This is a genomic window from Halobaculum sp. EA56 (genome assembly GCF_051195075.1).
In the GTDB taxonomy this organism is placed as follows: Archaea; Halobacteriota; Halobacteria; order Halobacteriales; family Haloferacaceae; genus Halobaculum.
Genome location: NZ_JBNTJX010000010.1, coordinates 1 through 21,996 on the forward strand (window position 1 = coordinate 1; position 21,996 = coordinate 21,996).

General features: G+C 71.2%; 16 protein-coding genes and 1 rRNA gene. 10 read left to right on the forward strand and 7 right to left on the reverse strand.

The window, feature by feature from the left end; all coding sequences use genetic code 11:
• Together ACQUQ1_RS15420 and ACQUQ1_RS15425 are read right to left on the reverse strand one after the other, a co-directional pair.
• Positions 1-897, reverse strand: a 16S ribosomal RNA gene (locus ACQUQ1_RS15420); the annotation flags it as partial.
• Positions 898-1,480: 583 nt separating this feature from the next.
• Positions 1,481-1,789: a non-histone chromosomal MC1 family protein gene (locus tag ACQUQ1_RS15425; protein ID WP_435065207.1), complete on the reverse strand. Its 309-nt coding sequence runs from the start codon at positions 1,787-1,789 to the stop codon at positions 1,481-1,483.
• A 265-nt stretch (positions 1,790-2,054) separates the two neighbouring features.
• Here ACQUQ1_RS15425 and ACQUQ1_RS15430 point away from each other — a divergent pair, with 265 nt between their 5' ends.
• On the forward strand, positions 2,055-2,252 hold the full coding sequence (locus ACQUQ1_RS15430; RefSeq protein ID WP_435065208.1) for a hypothetical protein: 198 nt from the start codon (positions 2,055-2,057) through the stop codon (positions 2,250-2,252).
• Between the two features lie 59 nt (positions 2,253-2,311).
• The gene (locus ACQUQ1_RS15435) at positions 2,312-3,367 is read left to right on the forward strand and encodes a quinone-dependent dihydroorotate dehydrogenase (RefSeq protein WP_435065209.1); all 1,056 of its coding nucleotides are present in this window, start codon (positions 2,312-2,314) and stop codon (positions 3,365-3,367) included.
• Between the two features lie 53 nt (positions 3,368-3,420).
• Here ACQUQ1_RS15435 and ACQUQ1_RS15440 read toward each other — a convergent pair whose 3' ends face one another.
• Positions 3,421-3,693 (reverse strand): hypothetical protein, encoded by a 273-nt coding sequence (locus tag ACQUQ1_RS15440; RefSeq protein ID WP_435065210.1) that lies wholly within the window; start codon positions 3,691-3,693, stop codon positions 3,421-3,423.
• Positions 3,694-3,784: 91 nt separating this feature from the next.
• Positions 3,785-6,457 carry a valine--tRNA ligase gene (locus ACQUQ1_RS15445; RefSeq protein WP_435065211.1) on the reverse strand — a complete coding sequence of 891 codons (2,673 nt, stop codon included), beginning with the start codon at positions 6,455-6,457 and terminating at the stop codon, positions 3,785-3,787.
• Positions 6,458-6,632: 175 nt separating this feature from the next.
• On the opposite strand from ACQUQ1_RS15445, the gene ACQUQ1_RS15450 reads away from it, so the two are divergent.
• Together ACQUQ1_RS15450 and ACQUQ1_RS15455 are read left to right on the forward strand one after the other, a co-directional pair.
• Entirely contained in the window at positions 6,633-7,340 is a 708-nt protein-coding gene (locus ACQUQ1_RS15450; RefSeq protein WP_435065212.1) for an SDR family NAD(P)-dependent oxidoreductase, read from the forward strand.
• Positions 7,341-8,039: 699 nt separating this feature from the next.
• Positions 8,040-10,382 (forward strand): DEAD/DEAH box helicase, encoded by a 2,343-nt coding sequence (locus tag ACQUQ1_RS15455; RefSeq protein WP_435065213.1) that lies wholly within the window; start codon positions 8,040-8,042, stop codon positions 10,380-10,382.
• On the opposite strand, the gene ACQUQ1_RS15460 is transcribed toward ACQUQ1_RS15455, so the two are convergent.
• Positions 10,325-11,179 carry an HAD family hydrolase gene (locus tag ACQUQ1_RS15460; RefSeq protein WP_435065214.1) on the reverse strand — a complete coding sequence of 285 codons (855 nt, stop codon included), beginning with the start codon at positions 11,177-11,179 and terminating at the stop codon, positions 10,325-10,327. The two genes, ACQUQ1_RS15455 and ACQUQ1_RS15460, sit on opposite strands and share 58 nt — an antisense overlap.
• A gap of 138 nt (positions 11,180-11,317) precedes the next feature.
• Between ACQUQ1_RS15460 and ACQUQ1_RS15465 the strand changes: the two genes are divergently transcribed.
• The 3 genes from ACQUQ1_RS15465 (at position 11,318) to ACQUQ1_RS15475 (ending at position 15,076) form a co-directional block, all read left to right on the forward strand.
• The gene (locus ACQUQ1_RS15465) at positions 11,318-12,094 is read left to right on the forward strand and encodes a topoisomerase DNA-binding C4 zinc finger domain-containing protein (RefSeq protein WP_435065215.1); all 777 of its coding nucleotides are present in this window, start codon (positions 11,318-11,320) and stop codon (positions 12,092-12,094) included.
• Between the two features lie 298 nt (positions 12,095-12,392).
• Complete coding sequence (gene endA / locus ACQUQ1_RS15470) at positions 12,393-13,424, forward strand: tRNA-intron lyase (RefSeq protein ID WP_435065216.1); 1,032 nt, start codon at positions 12,393-12,395, stop codon at positions 13,422-13,424.
• Positions 13,421-15,076, forward strand: coding sequence for a tryptophan--tRNA ligase (locus tag ACQUQ1_RS15475; RefSeq protein WP_435065217.1), 1,656 nt, complete (start codon positions 13,421-13,423; stop codon positions 15,074-15,076). Before endA ends, ACQUQ1_RS15475 begins: the two co-directional genes overlap by 4 nt.
• 284 nt (positions 15,077-15,360) lie before the next feature.
• Here ACQUQ1_RS15475 and ACQUQ1_RS15480 read toward each other — a convergent pair whose 3' ends face one another.
• Entirely contained in the window at positions 15,361-16,338 is a 978-nt protein-coding gene (locus tag ACQUQ1_RS15480) for an ornithine cyclodeaminase family protein (RefSeq protein ID WP_435065218.1), read from the reverse strand.
• A gap of 130 nt (positions 16,339-16,468) precedes the next feature.
• On the opposite strand from ACQUQ1_RS15480, the gene ACQUQ1_RS15485 reads away from it, so the two are divergent.
• Positions 16,469-17,626, forward strand: coding sequence for an NAD(P)/FAD-dependent oxidoreductase (locus ACQUQ1_RS15485; protein ID WP_435065219.1), 1,158 nt, complete (start codon positions 16,469-16,471; stop codon positions 17,624-17,626).
• A 59-nt stretch (positions 17,627-17,685) separates the two neighbouring features.
• Here the strand turns inward: ACQUQ1_RS15485 and ACQUQ1_RS15490 are convergent, their stop codons facing one another.
• Positions 17,686-18,204: a DUF5518 domain-containing protein gene (locus ACQUQ1_RS15490; RefSeq protein ID WP_435065220.1), complete on the reverse strand. Its 519-nt coding sequence runs from the start codon at positions 18,202-18,204 to the stop codon at positions 17,686-17,688.
• Positions 18,205-18,686: 482 nt separating this feature from the next.
• Here ACQUQ1_RS15490 and ACQUQ1_RS15495 point away from each other — a divergent pair, with 482 nt between their 5' ends.
• Positions 18,687-20,183: a phenylalanine--tRNA ligase subunit alpha gene (locus ACQUQ1_RS15495; RefSeq protein WP_435065221.1), complete on the forward strand. Its 1,497-nt coding sequence runs from the start codon at positions 18,687-18,689 to the stop codon at positions 20,181-20,183.
• Positions 20,183-21,994 carry a phenylalanine--tRNA ligase subunit beta gene (gene pheT, locus ACQUQ1_RS15500; protein ID WP_435065222.1) on the forward strand — a complete coding sequence of 604 codons (1,812 nt, stop codon included), beginning with the start codon at positions 20,183-20,185 and terminating at the stop codon, positions 21,992-21,994. Before ACQUQ1_RS15495 ends, pheT begins: the two co-directional genes overlap by 1 nt.
• Positions 21,995-21,996 lie beyond the last annotated feature (2 nt).

The window sequence follows — 21,996 nt, forward strand, 5'->3', positions numbered from 1 at the left end:
CGCAGGCTCCTCCGGTTGTAGTGCTCCCCCGCCAATTCCTTTAAGTTTCATCCTTGCGGACGTACTTCCCAGGCGGTCTGCTTCTCGGCTTCCCTACGGCACAGCGCTGGCTCGTAGCCAGCGCCACACCTAGCAGACATCGTTTACAGCTGGGACTACCCGGGTATCTAATCCGGTTCGAGACCCCAGCTTTCGTCCCTGACCGTCGGATCAGTCCTCCCGAGGTGCTTTCGCCATCGGTGGTCCGTCCAGGATTACGGGATTTCACTCCTACCCCGGACGTACCCCTCGGGTCTTCCTGTCCCAAGCCGAGCAGTTTCCGCCGGACGCCTACCAGTTGAGCTGGTAGATTTCCCGACGGACTTGCCCGGCCGGCTACGGACGCTTTAGGCCCAATAAGATCGGCCATCACTCGAGCTGCCGGTATTACCGCGGCGGCTGGCACCGGTCTTGCCCAGCTCTTATTCGTGCACCGCCTTAGGGTGCACAAAAGCGAAGGCACTATGCCTCCGCACTCGGAGTCCCCCTATCGCACTGTCGTGCAGTGTAAAGGTTTCGCGCCTGCTGCGCCCCGTAGGGCCCGGAATCTTGTCTCAGATTCCGTCTCCGGGTTCTTGCTCTCACAACCCGTACCGATTATCGGCACGGTGGGCCGTTACCCCACCGTCTACCTAATCGGCCGCAGCCTCATCCTACGGCGTCGGAACGTTTCCGGCTCCCTGCGTTCCAGCGTGGGAGCAGTATCCGGGATTAGCCTCAGTTTCCCGAGGTTATTCCGGTCCGTAGGGTAGATTGGCCACGTGTTACGGAGCTATTCGCCACGGGTCTGAACCCGTGCGACTAGCATGGCTAAATCGGACTCCGATAGCAATGGCCTCCGGCAGGATCAACCGGAATGTCTCCCCGTGAAGGGAGGGGTGGCGGGAAATCACGCGCGAAGCGTGACTTCACCATTGCGTGGTCCATGTTCGGCGACACCGATCGGGTGACACCGAACTATCGAGGCTCACATCAGATACCGTCTTGCGGCGGACCGCAGGGGCGGAATCCTCATCTCTTGCGGATTTGAACCAACACGTCCAGGGGACTTAATCCCTTCGGAGCGTGTCGGACGAGGCGAACCGCGGCGGGGTCGAACCGCCCTGGTTCGCGTCGTGTCTTCGCGTTCCGTTCGGACGCCCCGTTTACTGAAAAGGGCATCGGAACGGACTCCGACACACCCCGAAGGGGTGTGCCGTGTCGCCCGGGAGCGTCCCGTGCGACCTTCGCATCCTATCGGATGGGAGGGGAACATAAAAGGCCGTCGTCTCGGCGCCGCTACGTCATGCGGTTTCACGGCGGGGGTCGGGGAAGGACCGTGTAGGATCGGCCGGGTCCGGCCGGAGAGGCGTCGCCGGCGACCTCGGCGGCGACGGGGGCGCTCCGTGACGGGCGCTGCGGCTGCCGGGTCGGGTCGAAAGAACCACGGCGCGTGTCGGGATCAGCTCTCGAGGTGCTCGATGCCCTGTTTCGAGACGTTCGCCTCGGTGATCTCGTCGGGCATCCAGTCCGGCTTGTTGTCCGGCGCGGTCTCGCGCCAGGACCAGCCCTCGTAGATGTGGACCTTGTCGGTCCCCTTCTCCCGCAGCCGGAGCTCGACCCGTTCGGCGTCGTCCTCGGAGCTCGCCGGCTCCAGTCGGCGAGCCGCCTTCAGCGCGGCCTGTCGCGGCGTGTTGCCGGAGAAGACGCTCTCCTCGGTGCCGTCGCCCTCGCGCAGCGCGAAGTTCCGCTTACCGTCCTCTCGTACCATGGTTTTTGCCTCCGTGTGAACGGAACACACACGGTGTCATAAACGTATCGGGGAAATTACCGCTCGTCGGCGAAAATTATATATATCGGATCGACGCCCCCGGGCGGTTTTGCGGGGTTGGACGCCGAGCGTCGGGGGGTAACACCCCCGCCGCTCGCTCGCGCGTGCGGAGGTCGACCGTGGCGGGCGATCGACCGCACGGAACCGACCCTCCGTAAACAACACTTATGTGTCTCGTCCGGCGACTCTCGGGACACCGAAGGCGATGGTCCGGAAGAAGACGCTCAGCCCGAGTGGCGCCAAAGACGAGGACGGCGAGTACCACAACGTCCACGTGAACCTCCACGAGGACGAACTCGCCGTCGCCGGCATGGACATCGGCGACGAGGTGTTCGTCCGCGTCCGTGACGGCAAGATCATCATCCAGAAAGCGGACCCCGACGAGGTAGAACACGACTTCTGAGGCCGGGCGACCCCCGCAGTTCAAGAGCGTGCCGCCGCGATGCACGGTCGAGCACCCCGATGAAGGCCTACGACCTGGCGAAACCGGCGCTGTACGCGCTTCCCGCCGAGACAGCCCACGAGGGTACCCAGCGACTCCTGCGCGCGGTGCAGGGGACCCCGGTCGAATCGTTCCTCCGCGACCGCTACGCCGTCGCCGACGAGCGACTGGAGACGGAAGCGTTCGGCCTGTCGTTCCCCACGCCCGTCGGCGTCGCCGCCGGCTTCGACAAGAACGCCCGCGTCCCCCGCGCGCTGGCCGCACTCGGCTTCGGCCACGTCGAGGTGGGCGGCGTCACGGCCGAACGCCAGGCCGGCAACCCCCGTCCCCGGATGTTCCGCCTGCGCGAGGACGAGGCTATCGTCAACCGGATGGGCTTCAACAACGACGGCGCCGACCGCGTCGGCGACAGGCTCGACCGCGAGCCGGCGCCCGAGGTCCCCCTCGGCGTCAACGTCGGCAAGTCGAAGGCCACCCCGCTCGCGGAGGCGGCCGACGACTACCTGTACACGTTCGAGCGCGTCGGCGACCACGCCGACTACGTCGCCGTCAACGTCTCCTCGCCGAACACCCCCGGGCTCCGATCCCTGCAGAACCGCGAGTCCCTGGAGCAGATCCTCGGGACGCTCTCGGACGCGGGCGCCGACCCCCTCCTCGTGAAGTTCTCCCCCGACCTCCCGGAGCCCGCCGTCGAGGAGGCGCTCGCCGTCGTCGACGACCTGGACCTCGACGGCGTCATCGCCACCAACACCACGACCGAACGGCCAGACGGCCTCCGGAGCCCGCAGCGGGCCGAGCGTGGGGGCCTCTCGGGCAAACCAATCGAGGAGCGGTCCACGCGGATGGTCCGCTTCATCGCCGAGCGGACGGACGTGCCGGTGGTCGGCGTCGGCGGCGTCTCCGACGCCGCGGGCGCGTACGCGAAGATCAGGGCGGGCGCGAGCCTCGTCCAGCTGTACACGGGTCTCGTCTACGAGGGGCCGAGCGTCGCGCGCGACATCAACGAGGGGCTGGCTGAACTGCTGGAGCGCGACGGCTTCGACTCCGTCGCCGACGCCGTCGGCGCCGACCTGTAGCCGAGCGGGGCGGGCAGATCCGATCCGGTCCGGTCCAGCCCGGTCCGGTCCGGTCAGGCCCCCAGGAGCACCGCCCCCGTGAGGGCGGCCGAGAGGACGCCGGAGGCGACGCCGACGGCGACGAACAGGGGCCGGGTCGCGAGCCCGTTCAGGTCGTCGCCCCGGACGAGCGCACGCGCGAACACGCCGGCGACCAGGAGGCCGCCGAGCACGGAGAACAGCGGGTTCGCGGGGGCGTCGCCGCCGGCGTACATGGCGACCCCGAGGAGGACCTGCGAGACGCCGGCGAGGACGAAGCCGCCGAGCGAGAGGGCGCGTCGGTTCACGGGTGGACGTCCGGCCGCGCCGAGAAGACGGTTGGGGTCGACGGAGGGAACGCCGTCGGGACCGACCCCGTGAGACGCCCGAGGTGGACGCCTACCCGTCGTCGTGGACGACGACGACCGCGTCCTCCGGCTGGAGCAGTTCGCCCTCGCCGGAGTACCGGCGCTCGCGCTCGACCTCGAAGAGATCCGCGCCGAGCGTCTCGCCGGCGACGCGGAGCTCGCCGTCGACGATCTCGTACTCCTCCCGCGCGATCGCCGCCTCGATGTCGCCCACCTTCTCGCCGAACTGCGGGCCGACCTGCGCGTAGTCGAGGTCGATCCCCGCGATCACCGACTCGATCTCGGGGGCGTCCTCGAGCACGGTCAGCTCCCGGACGTTCATCACGCCGCGGACGTCGTCGGCGAACGCCGCGAGGTCGCCCTCGCCGTACACCTCGACGCGGTCGATCTCGGCGTTGAGCGGGAGCCCGCGGTCGCTCTTGTACCGGCGGAGCGCGCCGACGACCGACATGGCGGCGACGCCCGCCTCGTGGTCGGCCTCGACGCCGAGCGGTTCGGGCCAGTCGCGCAGGTGGACCGAGTCGAAGTCGTCGCCGGGGCGCTCCTCGGCGTACATGTCCTGCCACAGCTCCTCGGTGACGTGCGCGAGCATGGGCGCGAACAGCTTCAGGAAGCGCTCGTGGGCGACCGACAGCGTGTACCGCGCGGCGGGGTCGTCGTCCTCGGCCTCCCGGACGCGGGTCTTGGCCACCTCGAGGTAGTCGTCACAGAACGTGTGCCAGAAGAAGCTCCGGAGGCCGTCGCGGGCCTTCGAGAACTCCCGGTTCTCCAGCTGCTCGGTGAGCGTCTCGGTCAGGTCGTCCAGCTCCGCGAGCAGCCAGCGGTCCAGCTCCCGGAGGTCCTCGTGGGCGAGGTCGGGGCGCGCCTCGCGGCCGGTCGCGTCGCCGTCGCCGCCCACGAGCGACTCGACGAGCTTCGAGGCGTTCCACAGCTTCTGGAGGAGCTTCTCGCCGGCGCGCAGCCCCTTCTCGTTGTACGGGAGGTCGTCGCCGACGGCGGAACCGGCCGCCCAGAAGCGCGCGGCGTCGACGGGGTACTGTTCGAGCACCTCCTCGGGGAGGACGACGTTCCCCTTCGACTTGGACATCGCCTCGCGGTTCTCGTCGAGGACCATCCCGTTGATGAGCGTCTCGTGGAACGGCACCTCGCCGGTGTGCTCGTAGCACTTGACGACGGTGTGGAACAGCCAGAAGCTGATGATGTCGTGGCCCTGGGGCCGCATGTCGAAGCGGTACAGCTCCGGGTGCTCCATCGTGTACTCCCCGGTCTCCTCGTCCCAGTCCCAGCCGGCGTTGATGAGCGGCGTGAGGCTGGAGGTGGCCCACGTGTCGAGCACGTCGTCCTCGGGGACGAACTCGTCGTGGCCGCACGCGGGACACGCGTCGACCGGCGGGTCGTCCGAGAGCGGGTCGACCGGGAGGTCCGCCTTCTCGGCGATGACCTCCTCGTCGCAGTCGGCGCAGTACCACACCGGGAACGGGATGCCCGAGGAGCGCTGGCGGGAGATGAGCCAGTCCCACTGCAGGCCCTCGACCCAGTGCTCGTACCGGGTGAACATCTTCTCGGGGAACCACTCCATCTCCCGGCCGGCCTCCAGGTACTCGTCGGCCTTGTCGAGCATCCGGATGTACCACTGCTCGGTGACGAGGAACTCGACGCTCGTCCCGCAGCGCTCGTGGACGTTGACCGTGTGGGTGATGGGCCGGCGGTCGAGCAGCGCGCCCGCCTCGTCGAGGTCCTCGACGATGGCCTCGCCGGCCTCGGCCGAGTGCATCCCCTCGTACTCGCCGGCGACCTCGGTCATGTGGCCGGACTCGTCGATGGCGACCCGGAGGTCCAGGTCGTGGACCTGGTACCACTCGATGTCGTTCTGGTCGCCGAAGGTACAGCACATGACGATGCCCGACCCCGTCTCCACGTCGACGCGGTCGTCCGCGAGGATGGGGACCTCGTGGCCGAACAGCGGGATCTCGGCGGACTCGCCCACGAGGTGCTGGTTCTCGTCGTCGTCCGGGTGGACGAAGACGGCGACGCAGGCCGGGAGCAGTTCCGGTCGGGTGGTGGAGATGGTGAACTCCTCGTCGCTGTCGGCGACGCCGAAGGCGATGTCGTGGAAGTGGGAGTCCTGCTCGTCGTCCTCGGTCTCGACCTGCGAGATGGCCGTCTCGCACTCGGGACACCAGATCGCGGGCGCCTTCTCGCGGTACTCGCGTCCCTGCTCGTAGAGGTCGACGAACGAGAGCTGCGAGATGCGCTGGACGCGCGGCTCGATCGTCTGGTAGGTGTGGTTCCAGTCGACCGAGACGCCCAACCCCTGGATGTTCTCGGTGAACTGCTCCTCGTACTGCGCGCACACCTCGCGGCACTTCCGCTGGAACTCCCGGCGCTCGAAGTCCTGGTGGCGGATGCCGAGTTCGTCCTCGGTCAGCCGCTCGGAGGCGATCCCGTTGTCGTCGTAGCCGAACGGGAAGAACGTCGTCTCCCCGTTCATCCGCTCGAAGCGGGCGACGAAGTCCTGCAGGGTGAACCCGTACAGGTGGCCCATGTGGAGGTCGCCGGATACCGTCGGCGGCGGGGAGTCGATGGAGAAGACGGTGTTCGGGTCGGTCGCGGCCTCCTCGTCGTACGCGTACGTCTCCTGGTCGACCCAGCGCCGCTGCCACTCGGGCTCGGCGGTCTCCGGGTCGTAGTCCCCACTGGGCATTACACCCCGTATTTTCCCGGAACGCCTGTTAAGCGACTCGGTTGTCAGGGGGACGGTGACACGGTCCGGCGGGACGCGAGCGCGGCGGCCCGGGACGGAACGAGCGGGCGCGAGGGACCCGGCGGAGCCGGGGGCCGCGCCAACGGTTATGGATCGCGCGGCCGACCGCCGGACCATGCAGACCGCAGTCATCGCGGGCGTCGGACCGGGACTGGGCGAGTCGATCGCGCGGCGGTTCGCCGCGGAGGGCTGTGCCCTCGGGCTCATCGCGCGCACCGAGGGGTACGTCGAGGAGCTGACCGCCGACCTGCCGACCGATGCGGTCGCGGCCCCCGCGAACCTCGCGGAGCCGTCCGACATCGAGGCGGCGTTCGACCGGATCCGCGGGGAACTCGGGCCCGTCGACGTGCTCGTGAACCACGCCAGCGCCGCCGGGTGGACCGGGCTGCTGGACACGGACCTCGACGCGTACGACCGCGCGTACAAGGTCGGGCCGCGGGCGGGCTTCCTCTGCTCGCAGGAGGCGGTCAAAGACATGCGCGCCGGCGCCGCCGCGGGCGAGGACGGCACGGCGGGGACGATCATCTTCACGGGCGCGACCACGTCCGTGCGCGGGCGCGAGGGCGCGGTGGGGTTCTCGATGGCGAAGTTCGGCTCCCGCGGCCTCGCGGAGTCGATGGCGCGGGAACTGGGCCCGGAGGGGATCCACGTCGCCCACGTCGTCATCGACGGGGGCATCCTCACCCCGGGCGTGGAGACGGACACCCCCGAGGAGTACCTCGACCCGGACGCCATCGCAGACAGCTACTGGCACCTCGTCCAGCAGGACCGCAGCGCGTGGACGCTGGAACTGGACCTGCGGCCGCACGTCGAGGACTTCTAACGAACCTCTTTTCTGACGAGGGGTTTCCTCGGTCGCCTCCGGCGACCTGCGGGAACCCCTCGTTGAAAACCCGTTCATGTCGTCGGATTCCGTAGGAATCCGACTACTAACCAGAATCGCGAAGCGATTCTGGTAATGCCAAAACGTCCGCTCGCTCGGCCTACGGCCTCGCTCACGGTTCGAGACGTAGTGACCCGCTGTGGCGCGCGGCCGGCCGCGCCCCGTGCGCGGCCGCCGCGCGCGAGGGATGAGCCGAGCGGTAGCGAGGCGAATCGGCTGGGGAGGACGTGGGCGTAGCGGTGCTGTAGGGTGGGACTGAAGAGGGTCGCGGCTGTGCGCGAAGGCGCGAACCGGCGAGCACCGCAGCGAGGCCGAAGGCCGAGCGAGGAGCGTAGTTCGAAAGGCCGGCAGAGCCGGCCGTTCATCATCACGAGAGAGCTTCGCTCTCTCGAACGACAGCGCTCGCACCGAGCGCACAGCCGCGAAGGCTTTCACGGTCCGTCGGTACGATTCGGACACGATGACCGATCGACCGCGGAGGGAAAGGTTCATCCGCCGAACCGCCCCGACGTACTCGTAGTTGCCGGCGCGGTCCGCCGACGCGATGTGATACGACGTGACTCGGTCCGACTCCGCCGGCCCCGACCCGCGCGGACTGCGCCACCCCGAGAGCCAACCGCCAATGACGACACCCAACGAATGAAAGTCGCAGACGCCGTCCCGGAGTTCGCCGACGCGTTCGGGTTCGAGGAGTTCAACCGGATGCAGCGGGAGGCGCTGCCGGCCATCCTCGAGCGCGACGACAACGTCGTCGCGGCCGCGCCCACCGCCTCCGGCAAGACCGCGCTCGCGGAACTGGCCATCTGCGAGACGCTGAAGGACGGCGGCACCGCGCTGTTCATCGCGCCCCTCCGGGCGCTCACCAACGAGAAGGAGGCCGAGTGGGACCGCTTCGAGGAACTGGGCTACTCGGTGTACGTCGTCACCGGCGAGCGCGACCTCAACCCCCGGCGCGCCGAGCGCGCGGACATCCTCGTGATGACGCCCGAGAAGACCGACTCGGCCACCCGGAAACACGAGTCCGCCCGCTACGAGTTCGTCACCGACGTGGACTGCTGCGTCATCGACGAGGTCCACCTGCTCGACTCCGACAAGCGCGGCGCCGTCCTCGAAGTGACCGTCTCGCGCCTGCGCCGCCTCTGTGACCCCCGCGTCGTGGCGCTGTCCGCGACGATGCCCAACGTCGGCGACGTCGCCGAGTGGCTCGACGCGCCCCCGGAAACCACCTTCCAGTTCGGCGAGGAGTACCGCCCGGTCGACCTGGAGACGGGGGTGAAGACGTACACCCACGGCGACAACTCCTTCGCGGACAAGTACCGCCGGCTCTACCGCGCGCTCGACCTCGCGGAGCCGCACATCCGCGAGGAGGGGCAGGCGCTCGTGTTCGTCTCCTCCCGGCAGGACACCGTCATGGCCGCCAAGAAGGCCCGCGACGAGGTCGGCGAGCGCGACCTCGAGATGGGCGCCCGCGGCGACTACGACTTCCACACCGCCGCGAAGGAGCTCGACAACGACACCCTCCGGCACTCGGTCGTCGACGGCGTCGCGTTCCACCACGCCGGGCTCTCGAAGAACGACAAGGACCTCGTCGAGGAGTGGTTCAAGGAGGGGAAGATCCAGCTCCTGTTCTCCACCTCGACGCTCGCGTGGGGCGTGAACCTCCCCGCCCGCTGCGTCGTCATCCGGGACACGAAGTACCACGACCCGCTGGAGGGCGAGGTCGACATCAGCCCGCTGGACGTGCTTCAGATGCTCGGGCGCGCCGGGCGGCCGGGGTACGACGACGTGGGCTACGGCTGGGTCGTCTGCGACCGCGCGGACGCCGACAAGTACCGGAGCCTGCTCCGGGAGGGCAAGGAGATCGAGTCGCGGCTGGCGGCGGATCTGGACTCACACCTGAACGCCGAGATCGCGCTGGGCACCATCTCCGGGCTGGACGACGTGATGTCGTGGCTGGAGACGACGTTCTACTACGTCCGCGCGGGCACCGAGCCCGAGGCGTACGACTTCGAGGGGATCCGCGACCGCGTCCGCGACACGCTGGACTCGCTGGTCGACCGCGGGTTCGTCGAGACCGACGACCGCCTCGGTATCGAGGCGACCACGCTGGGCCGGCTGGCCTCGAAGTACTACCTGCGGATGGAGACGGCCGAGCGCTTCGCCGGCCTCGGCGACCGCGGGGCGATCGACGAGGACGCCGTCCTCCGGACGGTCGCCGCCGCCGCGGAGTTCGACTCCGCCTCCTCGCGCTCGTCGGAGGCCGACGCCGTCGACCGCGTGCTCTCGGACGTGGACACCGACCTGGAGGGCGGCAACCGGAAGGTGCTCGCGATCCTCCACGCGGCGGTCCGCGGGTCGACGCCCTCCGACCTCCGGTCGGACGCGTGGATCATCCGCCAGAACGCCCTGCGCCTGCTCGCGGCGCTGCGGGAGTTCGCCGACGCCGTCGCCGGCCCGCGCGCCGCGAACCTCGTCCGCCGGGTCGAGGCGCGGGTCGAACACGGCGTCAAGCGCGAGGCCGTGGGGCTCACCGCCATCGAGGGCGTCGGCGAGGGGCGCGCGGAGTCGCTGGCGGCGGGCGGGCTCACCACCCCCGCCGACGTGGTCGCCGCCGGCGCCGAGCGCCTGACCCGCGCCGGGCTCTCGGAGGGGGTCGCCGAGCGGGTGATCGCACAGGCCGAGGACCTCCCGAACGCCGTCGTCGAGTGGGGCGAGTTCCCCGACGCCATCGGGACCAGGGAGAACCAGATGTGCGAGGTGACCGTCCGGAACGTCGGCGGGAGCGCCCGCGCCGGGATCCGCGTCACGGCCAACGACGTCGAGATGACCGAGAAGACGCTGTACCTCAGCGACGAGACGACCGTCCCCGTCGGGGTGTTCGGCGCGCCCGGCGAGGCGGAGATGCGCTACGAGGTGGAGGTCGTCTACCCGGACCTGCCGCTGCTGCCGGAGACGGACTCGCGGATCGTCCGGGTGGAGTGACGCACCGCCCGGTACAGCGCCTCGGGGTCGTCCCGGTCGAGCGCGACGACCTCGTCGGCCGCCGAGAGGTCGCTGTCGGCGTTGTGGTCGTCGCGGACGGCGATCGTGTACGCGCCCGAGCGGGCGGCCGCCCGAACCCCGTTCTCGGAGTCCTCGACGGCGACGGCGCGGTCGACCGTCCCGCCCAGGTCGCGGATCGCCTCCTCGTACAGGCCCGGCTCGGGCTTGCCCGGGCCGTCGAACTCCTCTGCGGGCGCGACGAGGTCGAACGCGAGGCCGAACCGGTCGAGGACCACCTCGATCCAGTCGCGCGGCGACGACGAGACGAGCGCGACCGGAACCCCGGCGTCGCGCAGGTCGTCGACGAACGGCCGGGCGCCCGCCAGGAGTTCGACCCGCTCGCCGTAGATGTCCTCCGCCGTCTCGTCGTACAGCGCCATGAACTCGTCCTTGTCCACGGCCACCTCGTAGTGCTCGGCGAGGTAGTCGTAGATCTCGCCGTAGTACATCCCCGTCACCTCGTCCAGGTCGGGGGTGGGAGACCCGTCGGCGAGCACGCGCGGCAGGATCTCCTCGCGCTCGGCCGCGTGCCAGTAGTCCTCGGAGTCGACGAGGACGCCGTCCATGTCGAAGCAGACGACGACCGCGGCGCCCTCGGGAGGGTGTTCCGCGGCCGAGCCGCCGGCCGAGTCGGGGACGTCCGACGCCGAGTCGGTCGTGTCGGCCGCGTCCGTGGCGTCGGGGGAGTCGGTGCCGCTGCGCGAGTCGGCGGCGTCGCCGCCGGATGACTCGGACATACCGGACCGTTCCCGCCCGGCGGGATGTGCGTTCCGGCCCGCGGGGGCGGCGGCGGGGTCCCGGACCGAGGCGGCGTCCCGCGACCTCCCCCTCCCTCGCTGCGAGGGTCCAAGTAGGGGAACGGCACCAGCACCCCCATGCCAGCGACCTCCACCGTCCTCGCGGGCGACTGCACGACGCGGTTCGAGACGACGACCGGCGACACGCGGGTCCAGCGCGGGCGCGTCGTCGTCCTCGCGAAGCCAGACCGCACGCTCCTCGTCCACGACCGCTCGGGCTACCAGCCGGTGGCGTGGCTCACGCGCCCCGACTCGCTCACCGTCGAGGCCGACGACGAGGGCTTCGCCGTCACGGCCCGCGACGCCGGGCGCACCCTCTCGGTCCGGTCGCACGACGCCGGCGAGGCGGTCGAGTTGCCGGTGAGCGACGCCGGGGTCCCGGTCGGCGAGTGTCCGGACCCCGACTGCGGCGCCGCGATGGTGCGCGCCGGCGGCGACGTGGTCTGTCTCGGCTGCGGCGACGCCTACGGCCTGCCGTCGGGCGCGACGGTCCACGACGACGCCACCTGCGACGACTGCGGGCTCCCGGAGATGACCGTCCGCCGCGGCGAGGAGTTCCGCCTGTGTATCGACTACGCCTGCGACTCCCTCGTCGAGGTCGTCCGCGGGGCGCTGGACCGCCGGTTCGACTGCCCCGACTGCGGGCGCGACCTCCGGGTGCGGGAGCACCGCGGCCGGGCGTTCCTCGGCTGCGACGGCTACCCCGACTGCGAGGCGGCGTTCTCGGTGCCCGCGGGCATCTTCGCGGGCGAGTGTGCCTGCGGCCTCCCGCGCTTCGAGACGGCCACCGGCGTCCGCTGTCTCGACGGCACCTGCGACCTCGACCGCCCGGCGGACCCGGAACACGGTCCCTGAGCGGCCGTCGACGCGGCGATGTGGCGACGCGGCGACAGCCGGATGCCCGGCGCGGACTCGTGCGAGCGGTATCCCACGAGCGACGGAGCCGGAGAGCCGCCGGCGACGAACCGCGTCCGGGCCACGGGTGGGACTGAAAGGGTCCGGGGGCTTTCGCGGTCCGGTGCGGGGTCGGGGCGTCGAGAGCGACGGCAGCCTCGCAGCGGAGGTCACGGAAGACGTCGGATCGGACCATCTCGTGGCACACCCACACACACGATCACAGCCCCTATACCCGAACCCCTCCCCACACGAACCGATGAACGCGACACTCGACGGCGACGTCGTCCGCGCGGGCGGCGACGCCCGCCAGCGCTTCCACGACGCCCGGGGGTACGGGCGGGCCGACGGCCCGGACGTGACCCTCGCGCGCGTCGAGGCGGCGCACCTGCTGTACCGCGGCGACCTCGACGCGGTGTCGGGGATGGGCTTCCGGGCGTTCTTCCGCGACAGCGTCGCGAGCGAGCCCGGCTTCGCCGCCCGGTTCCTCGTGTACGCCGACCTCCGCGAGCGGGGCTTCTACCTCGCGCCCGCCCGCGAGGGGTGGCCCGGCGCGCGCGTCGGGGGCGACGAGGACGTCCTCGTGTTCGAGCGCGGCGAGAAGCCCGGCGGGCCGGTCGCCCACCGCGTCCGCGTCGTCGGCGAGCGCGAGGAACTCGCGGCCGCGGACCTCGTCGGCCGGACGCTCGCGGTCGTCGACGAGGAGAGCGAGGTGTCGTACTTCGGCTGCGAGGCGGGCGGCGGCTTCGACGGCCGAACCGAGTACGACCTCCCGGCCGACATGGAGGCGGACCTGCTCGACGACCGCGTCGTCTGCTGGTCGCCGCCGGCCGCCCTCTACGAGTCGGCGTTCTACGGCCAGCCCGTCTCCGGCCGCGACGACGCCGACGTTGACGCCCTTCAACTGTCGCTGCTGGAGGCGGCCGACCTCGCCGCCCGCGGCGCCGTCGACCTCGACGCCGAGGCGGTGATCGAACGGGGGCGCGAGGTTGAGGGCGAGCGGTTCGACCGACGGCTCTCGGTGTACCGGGAGCTTCGCGACCGGGGCGTCGTCCCGAAGACCGGCTACAAGTTCGGCGCCGACTTCCGCACCTACGACGCGGTGGAGACCGTGGCGGAGCTTCCCCACTCCGAGCGTCTCGTGCGGGTGGTGACGCCGGACCACCGCTTCCACCCCCGGGAGCTCGCGCTGGACGTGCGCCTCGCGGGCGGCGTGCGGAAGCGAATGGTTTTTGCGCTCGCCGGCGACGACTCGAACGACTACCTGACGGTCGAGCGACTCACCCCATGAGCGACGACACCACCGGCCCCGAACGGGGCACCGACGGAACCGACGGCGAGGAGAACCGGGCGCGAACGGACGGCGGTGAGGAGCGCTCGCGCTCCGAGGGACGTCGGGCCGTGCCCGACGGCGGAACCGGCGTCGCGCTCGACCCGTGGGGCTCGGCGACCGTCGACGACTACCGCGACCTGTTCGAGGAGTTCGGCATCGAGGAGTTCGAGTCGATCATCGACGAGGTGCCCGAACCGCACTACCTCATGCGCCGCGGCGTCATCTTCGGCCACCGCGACTACGGCGCCGTCGCCCGCGCGCTCGCGAACGACGAGCCCGCCGCCGCCCTCTCGGGGTTCATGCCCACCGGCGACCCCCACATCGGCCACAAGCTCGTGTTCGACGAGCTGATCTACCACCAGGAGCAGGGCGCCGACACGTACGGCCTCATCGCGGACCTGGAGGCCCACTCCGCCCGCGGGATGACGTGGGCGGAGATCGACGAACACGCCCGCGACTACCTCCTCTCCCTGCTCGCGCTGGGGTTCGACCCCGAGGAGGGGGAGCTGTACCGCCAGTCGACGAACCGGCGCCTGCAGGACCTCGCCTTCGAGCTGGGGTCGAACGCCCGGTTCGCGGAGTTCGAGTCCATCTACGGCTTCGACGGCGAGACGTCCGTCTCGCACATGCAGTCGGTCGTCACGCAGATGGCGGACATCCTCTACCCGCAGCTGGACGAGCCGAAGCCGACGGTGATCCCCGTCGGCCCCGACCAGGACCCGCACGTCCGGTTCTCGCGGGACATCGCGCGCAAGTCGCGCTACTTCAAGGTGACCGAGGCGTTCGCCAGCCCCGAGTTCGACGCCGCAGAGCGCGTGCTCGTCCGCCGGGCCCACGACGAGCGCGAGGCGTGGGCCGAGGACCCAGAGACGCCGCGGTGCGGCGACGCCGCCGACTGGCTCCGGGCGGCCGAGGTCGACTCCGAGTTCGAGACGGCCCGCGCGGGCGCAGTCGAGAAGCTGGAGAACGCCGGCATGGAGCCGCTCCGGCCCCGCACGCGCTTCCTCGACCGCAACGCCAGCGAGGCGGCGTTCGAGGCGCTGATCGAGGCGGTGCCCGGCGAGAAACGCGTCTTCGAGGGACACGTCGACGCCTTCGACCTCGACCGCGACGAGGCCGAGGAGCTGGCCCGCGAGGTCGAGGTGGACAACGGCGGCTTCGGCTTCCACACGCCCTCCTCCATCTACCACCGGTTCATGACCGGGCTCACGGGGGGAAAGATGTCCTCCTCGATCGAGGCGAGCCACATCTCGCTGCTCGACGACCCCGAGGAGGGGTACGACAAGGTGAAGTCGGCGACCACCGGCGGCCGCGAGACGGCCGAGAAGCAGCGCGAGCTCGGCGGGAAGGCCGACGAGTGCCCCGTGTACGAGCTGTACGCCTACCTGCTGGCGGGCGACGACGACGACTTCGCCGAGCGGGTGTACGAGGAGTGCGTCGGCGGCGAGCGCCTCTGCGGCGACTGCAAGGAGCAGGCGGCGACGCTGATGGAGGAGTTCCTCGCAGAGCACCAGGAGAAGCGCGCGGAGGCCGAGGAACTGCTCGCGGACCTCGACATCGACCTCGACGTGGACGGGTCGCGGCGGGGGATCCCCGGCGACGAGGAGTAGCGAGGTCGAACGAGCGAAGCGAGTGAGACCTCGGCCTACGGCGGCGAGGTCTCCGTGCCGAGCCGCCCAGAAGGAATAGTGAGACGCGAGCGGAGCGAGCGTCTCGGCAGAACGGCGGAGCGGTCCCGTGCCGCTCCGCCCGGAGGACAGCGAGGCCGACCGCAGGGAGGCCGCGGAGGGACGGCGTTCACAAATCGCACAGCGATTTGTGAGCTCACGAGACCTCCGGTCTCGTGAACGGCGAGGTCTTCGTGCCGGGTCGCCCTGAGACGCCGGCCGTCGCCTCAGAACGCGACCTCCTCGCCGTCGTCCGCGTCCGCGACCCGCCACAGGTGGTTCGCCGTCGCCGTGTCCAGCACCGCCGAGCCGACGCTCTCGACGACGATCACCTCGTCGTCCGACTCCCGACCCGCGTCGCCCTCGAACACCGCCGACAGCGGGACGATCCGCTCCGGGCCCACGTCGTTGTCGAGGACGTCGCCGATCCCGGCCACCTCCTCGGGCACGTCCGCGAACACCCGGTCGGCACGGTCGAACGTCGCCCGGTCGAGTTCGCACATCCCGGCCTCGTAGGCGCCGACGGCGACGACGAGCGCCCCGTCGGCGAGCGTCTCGCCCGGGAACACCGGCGTCTCGCTCGTCGTCGCCGTGACCACCACGTCGGCGTCGCGGACGGCCGTCTCCGGGGACGCGACCGCCTCGGCGTCGATCCCATCCGCCCGGAGGTCCGCCGCGCAGCCCTCCCGCGAGTCCGGGGTCGGGGAGTAGATCCGGGCGGCGTCGACGCCGCGGGCCGCCGCGATGGCGCGCGTCTGCCAGCGGGCTTGCTGGCCGGCGCCGATCACCGCGAGGTCGACCGGGCCCGACCCGGCACCGAGTTCGCGGGCCGCCAGCCCGCCGATACAGCCCGTCCGCGCGTTGGTGATCCGCTCGCCCGCGAACAGCGCCAGCGGGGCGCCGTTCGCGGCGTCAGTGAGCACCACCTGCGCCTGCACCGTGGGGCGGTCGGTATCGGCGTTGCCGGGGTGGACCGACGCGAGCTTCGTCGCGTACGCGGGGTCGCCGTGGACGTACGCCGGCATCGCGAGGCCCGTGCCGGCGGGCTCCGCGCGGCCGTCCAATCCCTCGCCGACCGGGAAGTGCGGCCGCTCGGGACGCTCAACCTCGCCGCGGTCCTGCTTCAGGAACGCCGTCTCGATGACGGGCAGGAGGTCCTCCAGCGAGAGCAGCGACGCGACCGCGTCGTCGTCGAAGACGTGCATGGACGGAGGGTCGGCGGGGCGGGACTTCGGTGTTTCCGCGGGGATCCGACGGGGACGGGACGAGCCCGGACCGGGAGCGCCGGGGCGACGCGGCGGCAACGCTTTGTGAGGCACTCCCGTGGACTCCCCCATGCACGTGGCCGTCGTCGGCGGGGGCATCGTCGGCGTCGCGAGCGCGTACGAGCTCGCGGCCCGCGGCGCCGACGTGACGCTCCTCGAACGGGGGAGCCTCGGCGCCGGCAGCACCGACCGCGCGCTCGGGGGTATCCGCGCGCAGTTCTCCACCCGCGTCAACGTCGAACTGTCGGTCGCGTCGATCGAGGTGTGGGACGAGTTCGAGGAGCGCTTCGGCGTCGACATCGACCGCCGGCGGACGGGCTACCTGTTTCTCACCCGCGACCCCGACACCGCCGACGCCTTCGCCGAGCAGGTGGCGATGCAGAACGAGTACGGCGTCCCGAGCCGGACCGTCTCGCCGGCGGAGGCCGCCGACCTGTGCCCCGGCCTCCGTCCCGAAGAGTTCGTGGGCGGCACCTACTCGCCCGAGGACAGCTTCGCCGACCCGCACCTCGCGCTCCAGGGCTACGCCCGCGCCGCCCGCGAGGCGGGGGTCGAGATCCGGACGAACACGCCCGTCGCGGGGGTGGACCCCCGCGAGTCGGGCGTTCGGGTCGAGTTGGCGGACGGGGGCGAGGGCCCCGTCGAGGCCGACTACGCCGTCAACGCCGCCGGCGCGTGGGCGCCCCGGGTCGCCGCGACCGCGGGGTACGACCTCCCCATCGTACCCCACCGCCGCCAGACCGCCGTCGTCGAGTCGGAGCGACCCGTCCCGGAGTCGGACCCGCTGGTCATCGACGCGGACACGACCGCCCACTTCCGGCCCGAGCGCGACGGCCGCGCGCTCGTCGGCGGCCACTTCGCCGAGACCGACCCCGTCGTGGCCGACCCGGACCGCTTCTCGGAGAAGCCGGACACCGACTGGGCCGTCGAGGCGGTCGAGCGCGTCGGCGCGGTCGCCGACTACTTCGGTCCCGACAGCCGCCTCGCCGGCGGGTGGGCCGGGCTGTACGCCGTGACGCCGGACCACCACGCGATCGTCGAGGAGTCGGTCCCGGGCGTGGTCACCGCCGCGGGCTTCTCGGGCCACGGCTTCCAGCACGCGCCGGCGACCGCGCGGGTCGTGGCGGAACTGGTGTTCGACGGCGAGGCGTCGACGGTGGACGTGTCCGGCCTCGACAGGGGCCGCTTCGATCGCGGCGACGGGCGGGTCGAGCGGAACGTCGCGTGAGGGGGACGAGAGGCGGGCGCGTGACCGTCGGGGGTCGGGAGGCCGACGCCGCGCGCGGCTCAGTCCCGCTCGGGGTCGTCGACCGGCCCGTCGAACTCGGTCAGCTCCGGCTCCGGGTCCGAGTCGCCGCCGTCGCCCGCGCCCGTCCCCTCGCGGAGCGTCGTCGGGTCGCGCGGGCGTTCGGAGTCGGTCTCGCTCGGGCCCGCGAACTCCTCGTTGAGGAACGCGCCGACGAAGCCGCCCACGGCGCCGAGGATCCCGCCGTATACGACCGTGACGGCCAGGATCACGAGGAAGAACGCGAACGCGACGAGGATCCCCGATCGCTGACCGGGGCCGGCGATGACGAACACGGAGGCGATCAGGGTACCGAGGACGGCGCCGGGGACCGCCGCGAACACGCCCGAGAGCCCGCCGACCTTGGCGCCGGCCCCTCGGTGGGGGCCGTGGAGGTAGCCCGCGACGCCGCCGCCGAGCACCGGCGAGAACGGGAGGAAGAAGGTCACGAGCGAGACGACCGCGCCGACGAGGGCGTGCTTCAGCGAGTCGCCGGAGGCGAGCGAGGACGGGGATGCCATGTCGACGCGATCGGTCGCCGAACTGATAAACGATGTGCGCCGCGTGATAACCGGTGTCGGTGACGGGCGCGTCGCTACCGCCGGCGACGCCGCACGCACGGGAGAGGGACGGGGAGGGCGCCGAGGAAGGAGACGGGGAGGGGGACAGGGAGGGGGCCGGGGAGCGGGTCCCGCCCGAACGTTTTTGTCCGCCGACGCGAGAGCGCGAGTATGGCGACCGGACCCGCCACGCCGCCGCAGGTACCGTCCCCGACCGCCGCCAGCGACGGGTCCGCGCTCTTCTTCCCGCGCCGCTGACCCCGGCGGAGCGCGGTCGGGTCCCGACGGATCCGGCCGCGCGAAACCGACACCGGGTCTCCGGCGCGGGGCGCCGTCCGAGCCGCGTCCGTCCGGCGCCGCCGATGCGGGGCGGAACGGACCGGAGCGGAGCGGAACGGAACGACACGACTAACCACCGACCACACGGACACGCACACAACCGAATGCGACTCCCACAGGCGCAGGTCGCGCTGCTGGAGGCCGCCAGCGCGACCGACGCGAAACCGATCGAACAGCTCGCCAGCGACACGGACCTGAAGCCGGAGACGGTCACCCGTGCCGCCTTCGACCTCCGCGACGAGGGGCTCGTCGCCGTCGAGGAGCGCGCCGAGGAGTCGGCGACGCTCACCGACGAGGGCGAGACGTACCTGACGGAGGGGCTCCCCGAAGTCCGCCTCTACCGCGCGGCCCTCGACGCCGGCGGCGACATCGGGATGGGCGAGGCCGTCGGCGCCGCCGGGCTGGAGGGCCCGGAGGTCGACATCGCGCTCGCGAACTACGCCCGCAAGGGGTACGGCGTCGTCGACTCCGGCGAGGTGTCGGCGGACCCCGACGCCGACCCCGACGCCGACCCGGAGGCCGCCGCGCTCTCGGCGCTCGCCGACGGCGAGGCCGTCGCGGACGACGACGTGCTCGACCGGCTGGAGAGCCGGGGACTGGTCGAACTCCACGAGCGGACCGTCCGCTCGGTGACGCTCACCGACGAGGGCGTCACCGCGCTGATGGAGGGCGTCGAGGCTGCCGAGACGGTCGACCGTCTCACCCCCGAGTTGCTCACCAGCGGCGAGTGGCGGAACGTCGAGTTCGCCGAGTACAACGTCGAGGCCGACGCCCCCGCCGTCGAGGGGGGACGCGAGCACGTCCTCCGGAACACCGTCGAGCGGGTGAAGGACGTGCTCGTCGGGATGGGATTCCGGGAGATGGACGGCCCGCACGCGGACGCGGACTTCTGGATCAACGACTGCCTGTTCATGCCCCAGGACCACCCCGCGCGGACCCACTGGGACCGCTTCGCGCTCGACGTCCCGCCCGTCCGCGACCTCCCCGAGAGGCTCGTGGACCGGGTGGAGTCGACCCACCGCGACGGCGTCGGCGAGGACGGCGACGGCTACCACTCGCCGTGGTCCGAGGACTTCGCGCGGGCGATCGCGCTGCGCGGGCACACCACCTCCCTGTCGATGCGGTACCTCTCGGGGTACGCGGACGCCGACATCGACCCGCCGAAGCGGTACTTCTCGGTGGAGAAGGCGTACCGCAACGACACGCTCGACGCGACCCACCTGCTGGAGTTCTACCAGATCGAGGGGTGGGTGATGGCCGAGGACCTGTCGGTGCGCGACCTGATGGGCACCTTCGAGGAGTTCTACCGGCAGTTCGGCATCGAGGACATCCGGTTCAAGCCCCACTACAACCCCTACACGGAGCCGAGCTTCGAGCTGTTCGGCGAGCACCCCGAGACGGGCGAGGAGATCGAGATCGGCAACTCCGGCATGTTCCGCGAGGAGGTGCTGGAGCCGCTCGGGATCGAGTGCGACGTCATGGCCTGGGGGCTCGCCGGCGAGCGGCTCGCGATGCTCACGACCGGCGCCGAGGACATCCGCGACCTGCACGGGACGCTCGCGGACCTGGAGTTCCTGCGGAACGCGGAGGTGACCTACTGATGCCAGTCGTCGACATCGACACGGACGAGCTTCGGGGATTGACCGGCGAGGAGAAGAGCGACGAGGAGTTCGTGGAGGACCTGTTCGCGCTCGGCCTGGAGTACGAGGGCGACACGGAGGACGGCCTCCTCCAGTTCGAGTTCGGGCCGGACCGCCTCGACCGCCTCTCGGTCGAGGGGGTGGCGCGCTCGCTGCGCTACCAGTACGGCGCCGACCGCGGGGTGTACGTCCCGGAGACGAACGACGCCGACTGGACCATCGAGGTCGACCCCTCGGTGCCCGAGGAGCGCCCGTACGTCACCGGCGCCGTCGTCCGCGGCGTCGAACTCGGGGAATCGGGGCTCGACTCGCTCATCCAGCTCCAGGAGAAACTGCACGCGACGATGGGTCGCGGCCGGGCGAAGGGCGCCATCGGCGTCCACGACCTGACGATGCTGAAGGGGCAGGCGCTCACCGAGGAGAGCGAGCCCTCCGGCACCATCGACGCCGCCACCGCGGATCTGGGCGCCACCGAGAAGACGATCACCTACCGCGGGGTCGAGCCGGACGGCGACCGCTTCGTCCCGCTGGACGCCAACGCGGAGATGACGCCCGCTGAGGTCCTGAGGGAGCACGACACCGGCGAGACGTACGCCGACCTGGTCGCGGACCTCGACCGGTACCCCGCGATCTACGACGAGCTGGGGCTGTTCTCGTTCCCGCCGGTGATCAACGGGAAGCGCACGGAGGTCGACACCGACTCCCGGGACCTGTTCATCGAGCTCACCGGAACCGACCAGTGGACCATCGACAAGATGTGCGTGGTCCTCTGTTACGCCCTCTCCGCGCGCGGGGGCACCGTCGAGGAGGTGCAGGTCGAGTACCTCGACGGCGCGACGTACCCCGACGAGTACGGCCCGGAACTGCTCCGGCCGGACCTCGACACCGACGAGAAGTCCGTCGCCCACGACCGCATCGAGGCGATGCTCGGGATCGACCTGGAGCGCGAGGCGGTCGTCGACCTGTTCGAGCGCTCGGGGCTGGACGCCGCGTACAGTCCGGGCGAGGAGGAGACGGTGTACGACGTGGAGATCCCGCCCTACCGCGTGGACGTGCTCCACCCGCTGGACCTGATCGACGACGTGGGCCGGGCGTACGGCTTCAACGACCTGGAGCCGTCCTACCCCGACATCGGCACCATCGGCGGGCGTCACGAGCGCTCGCGGCTGGAACGGGCGGTGCGCACGAGCCTGATCGGCCTCGGGTTCGAGGACATGCTCAACTTCCACATGACCTCCCCCGAGGAGAACTACGACCGGATGCGGGTCGAGGAGCGCGAGCCCGGGTCGGACCTGTCGGAGGCGCCGCTGGGCGCCGAGCCGCGCGCCGAGATCACCAGCCCGTACAGCGAGGACTACACCCAGCTGCGCACCTGGGCGCTCCCCTCGCTCGCGCAGGTGCTGGAGAACAACACCCACCGGCGCTACCCGCAGGACCTCGCGGAGGTGGGATTCGTCGCCCACCGCGACGACGACGTGAACACCCGCGTCGCCGAGGAGCGCCGCGTCGCGGGCGTGCTCGCGCGCACGGACGCCACCTACGAGGACGCGAAGGCGCGCCTGCAGGCGGTGTGTGACGACTTCGACGCCGACCTGGAGACGCCGGCGACCGAGCACCCGAGCTTCATCCCCGGGCGCGTCGCCGAGGTGTCGATCGACGGCGAGACCGTCGGCGTCGTCGGCGAACTCCACCCCGAGGTGCTGGTCGACCGCGACGTGGAGGTTCCCGTGGCTGCGTTCGAGTTCTCGCTGTCCGCCCTCGCCGGCGACTGACG

What these genes read in the sequence shown, in the direction of transcription:
- ACQUQ1_RS15425 (WP_435065207.1), bottom strand. Translation starts at nt 1,789, where the DNA reads ATGGTACGAGAGGACGGTAAGCGGAACTTCGCGCTGCGCGAGGGCGAC.
- ACQUQ1_RS15430 (WP_435065208.1), top strand. Translation starts at nt 2,055, where the DNA reads ATGGTCCGGAAGAAGACGCTCAGCCCGAGTGGCGCCAAAGACGAGGAC.
- ACQUQ1_RS15435 (WP_435065209.1), top strand. Translation starts at nt 2,312, where the DNA reads ATGAAGGCCTACGACCTGGCGAAACCGGCGCTGTACGCGCTTCCCGCC.
- ACQUQ1_RS15445 (WP_435065211.1), bottom strand. Translation starts at nt 6,457, where the DNA reads ATGCCCAGTGGGGACTACGACCCGGAGACCGCCGAGCCCGAGTGGCAG.
- ACQUQ1_RS15450 (WP_435065212.1), top strand. Translation starts at nt 6,633, where the DNA reads ATGCAGACCGCAGTCATCGCGGGCGTCGGACCGGGACTGGGCGAGTCG.
- ACQUQ1_RS15455 (WP_435065213.1), top strand. Translation starts at nt 8,040, where the DNA reads ATGAAAGTCGCAGACGCCGTCCCGGAGTTCGCCGACGCGTTCGGGTTC.
- ACQUQ1_RS15460 (WP_435065214.1), bottom strand. Translation starts at nt 11,179, where the DNA reads ATGTCCGAGTCATCCGGCGGCGACGCCGCCGACTCGCGCAGCGGCACC.
- ACQUQ1_RS15465 (WP_435065215.1), top strand. Translation starts at nt 11,318, where the DNA reads ATGCCAGCGACCTCCACCGTCCTCGCGGGCGACTGCACGACGCGGTTC.
- endA (WP_435065216.1), top strand. Translation starts at nt 12,393, where the DNA reads ATGAACGCGACACTCGACGGCGACGTCGTCCGCGCGGGCGGCGACGCC.
- ACQUQ1_RS15475 (WP_435065217.1), top strand. Translation starts at nt 13,421, where the DNA reads ATGAGCGACGACACCACCGGCCCCGAACGGGGCACCGACGGAACCGAC.
- ACQUQ1_RS15480 (WP_435065218.1), bottom strand. Translation starts at nt 16,338, where the DNA reads ATGCACGTCTTCGACGACGACGCGGTCGCGTCGCTGCTCTCGCTGGAG.
- ACQUQ1_RS15485 (WP_435065219.1), top strand. Translation starts at nt 16,469, where the DNA reads ATGCACGTGGCCGTCGTCGGCGGGGGCATCGTCGGCGTCGCGAGCGCG.
- ACQUQ1_RS15490 (WP_435065220.1), bottom strand. Translation starts at nt 18,204, where the DNA reads ATGGCATCCCCGTCCTCGCTCGCCTCCGGCGACTCGCTGAAGCACGCC.
- ACQUQ1_RS15495 (WP_435065221.1), top strand. Translation starts at nt 18,687, where the DNA reads ATGCGACTCCCACAGGCGCAGGTCGCGCTGCTGGAGGCCGCCAGCGCG.
- pheT (WP_435065222.1), top strand. Translation starts at nt 20,183, where the DNA reads ATGCCAGTCGTCGACATCGACACGGACGAGCTTCGGGGATTGACCGGC.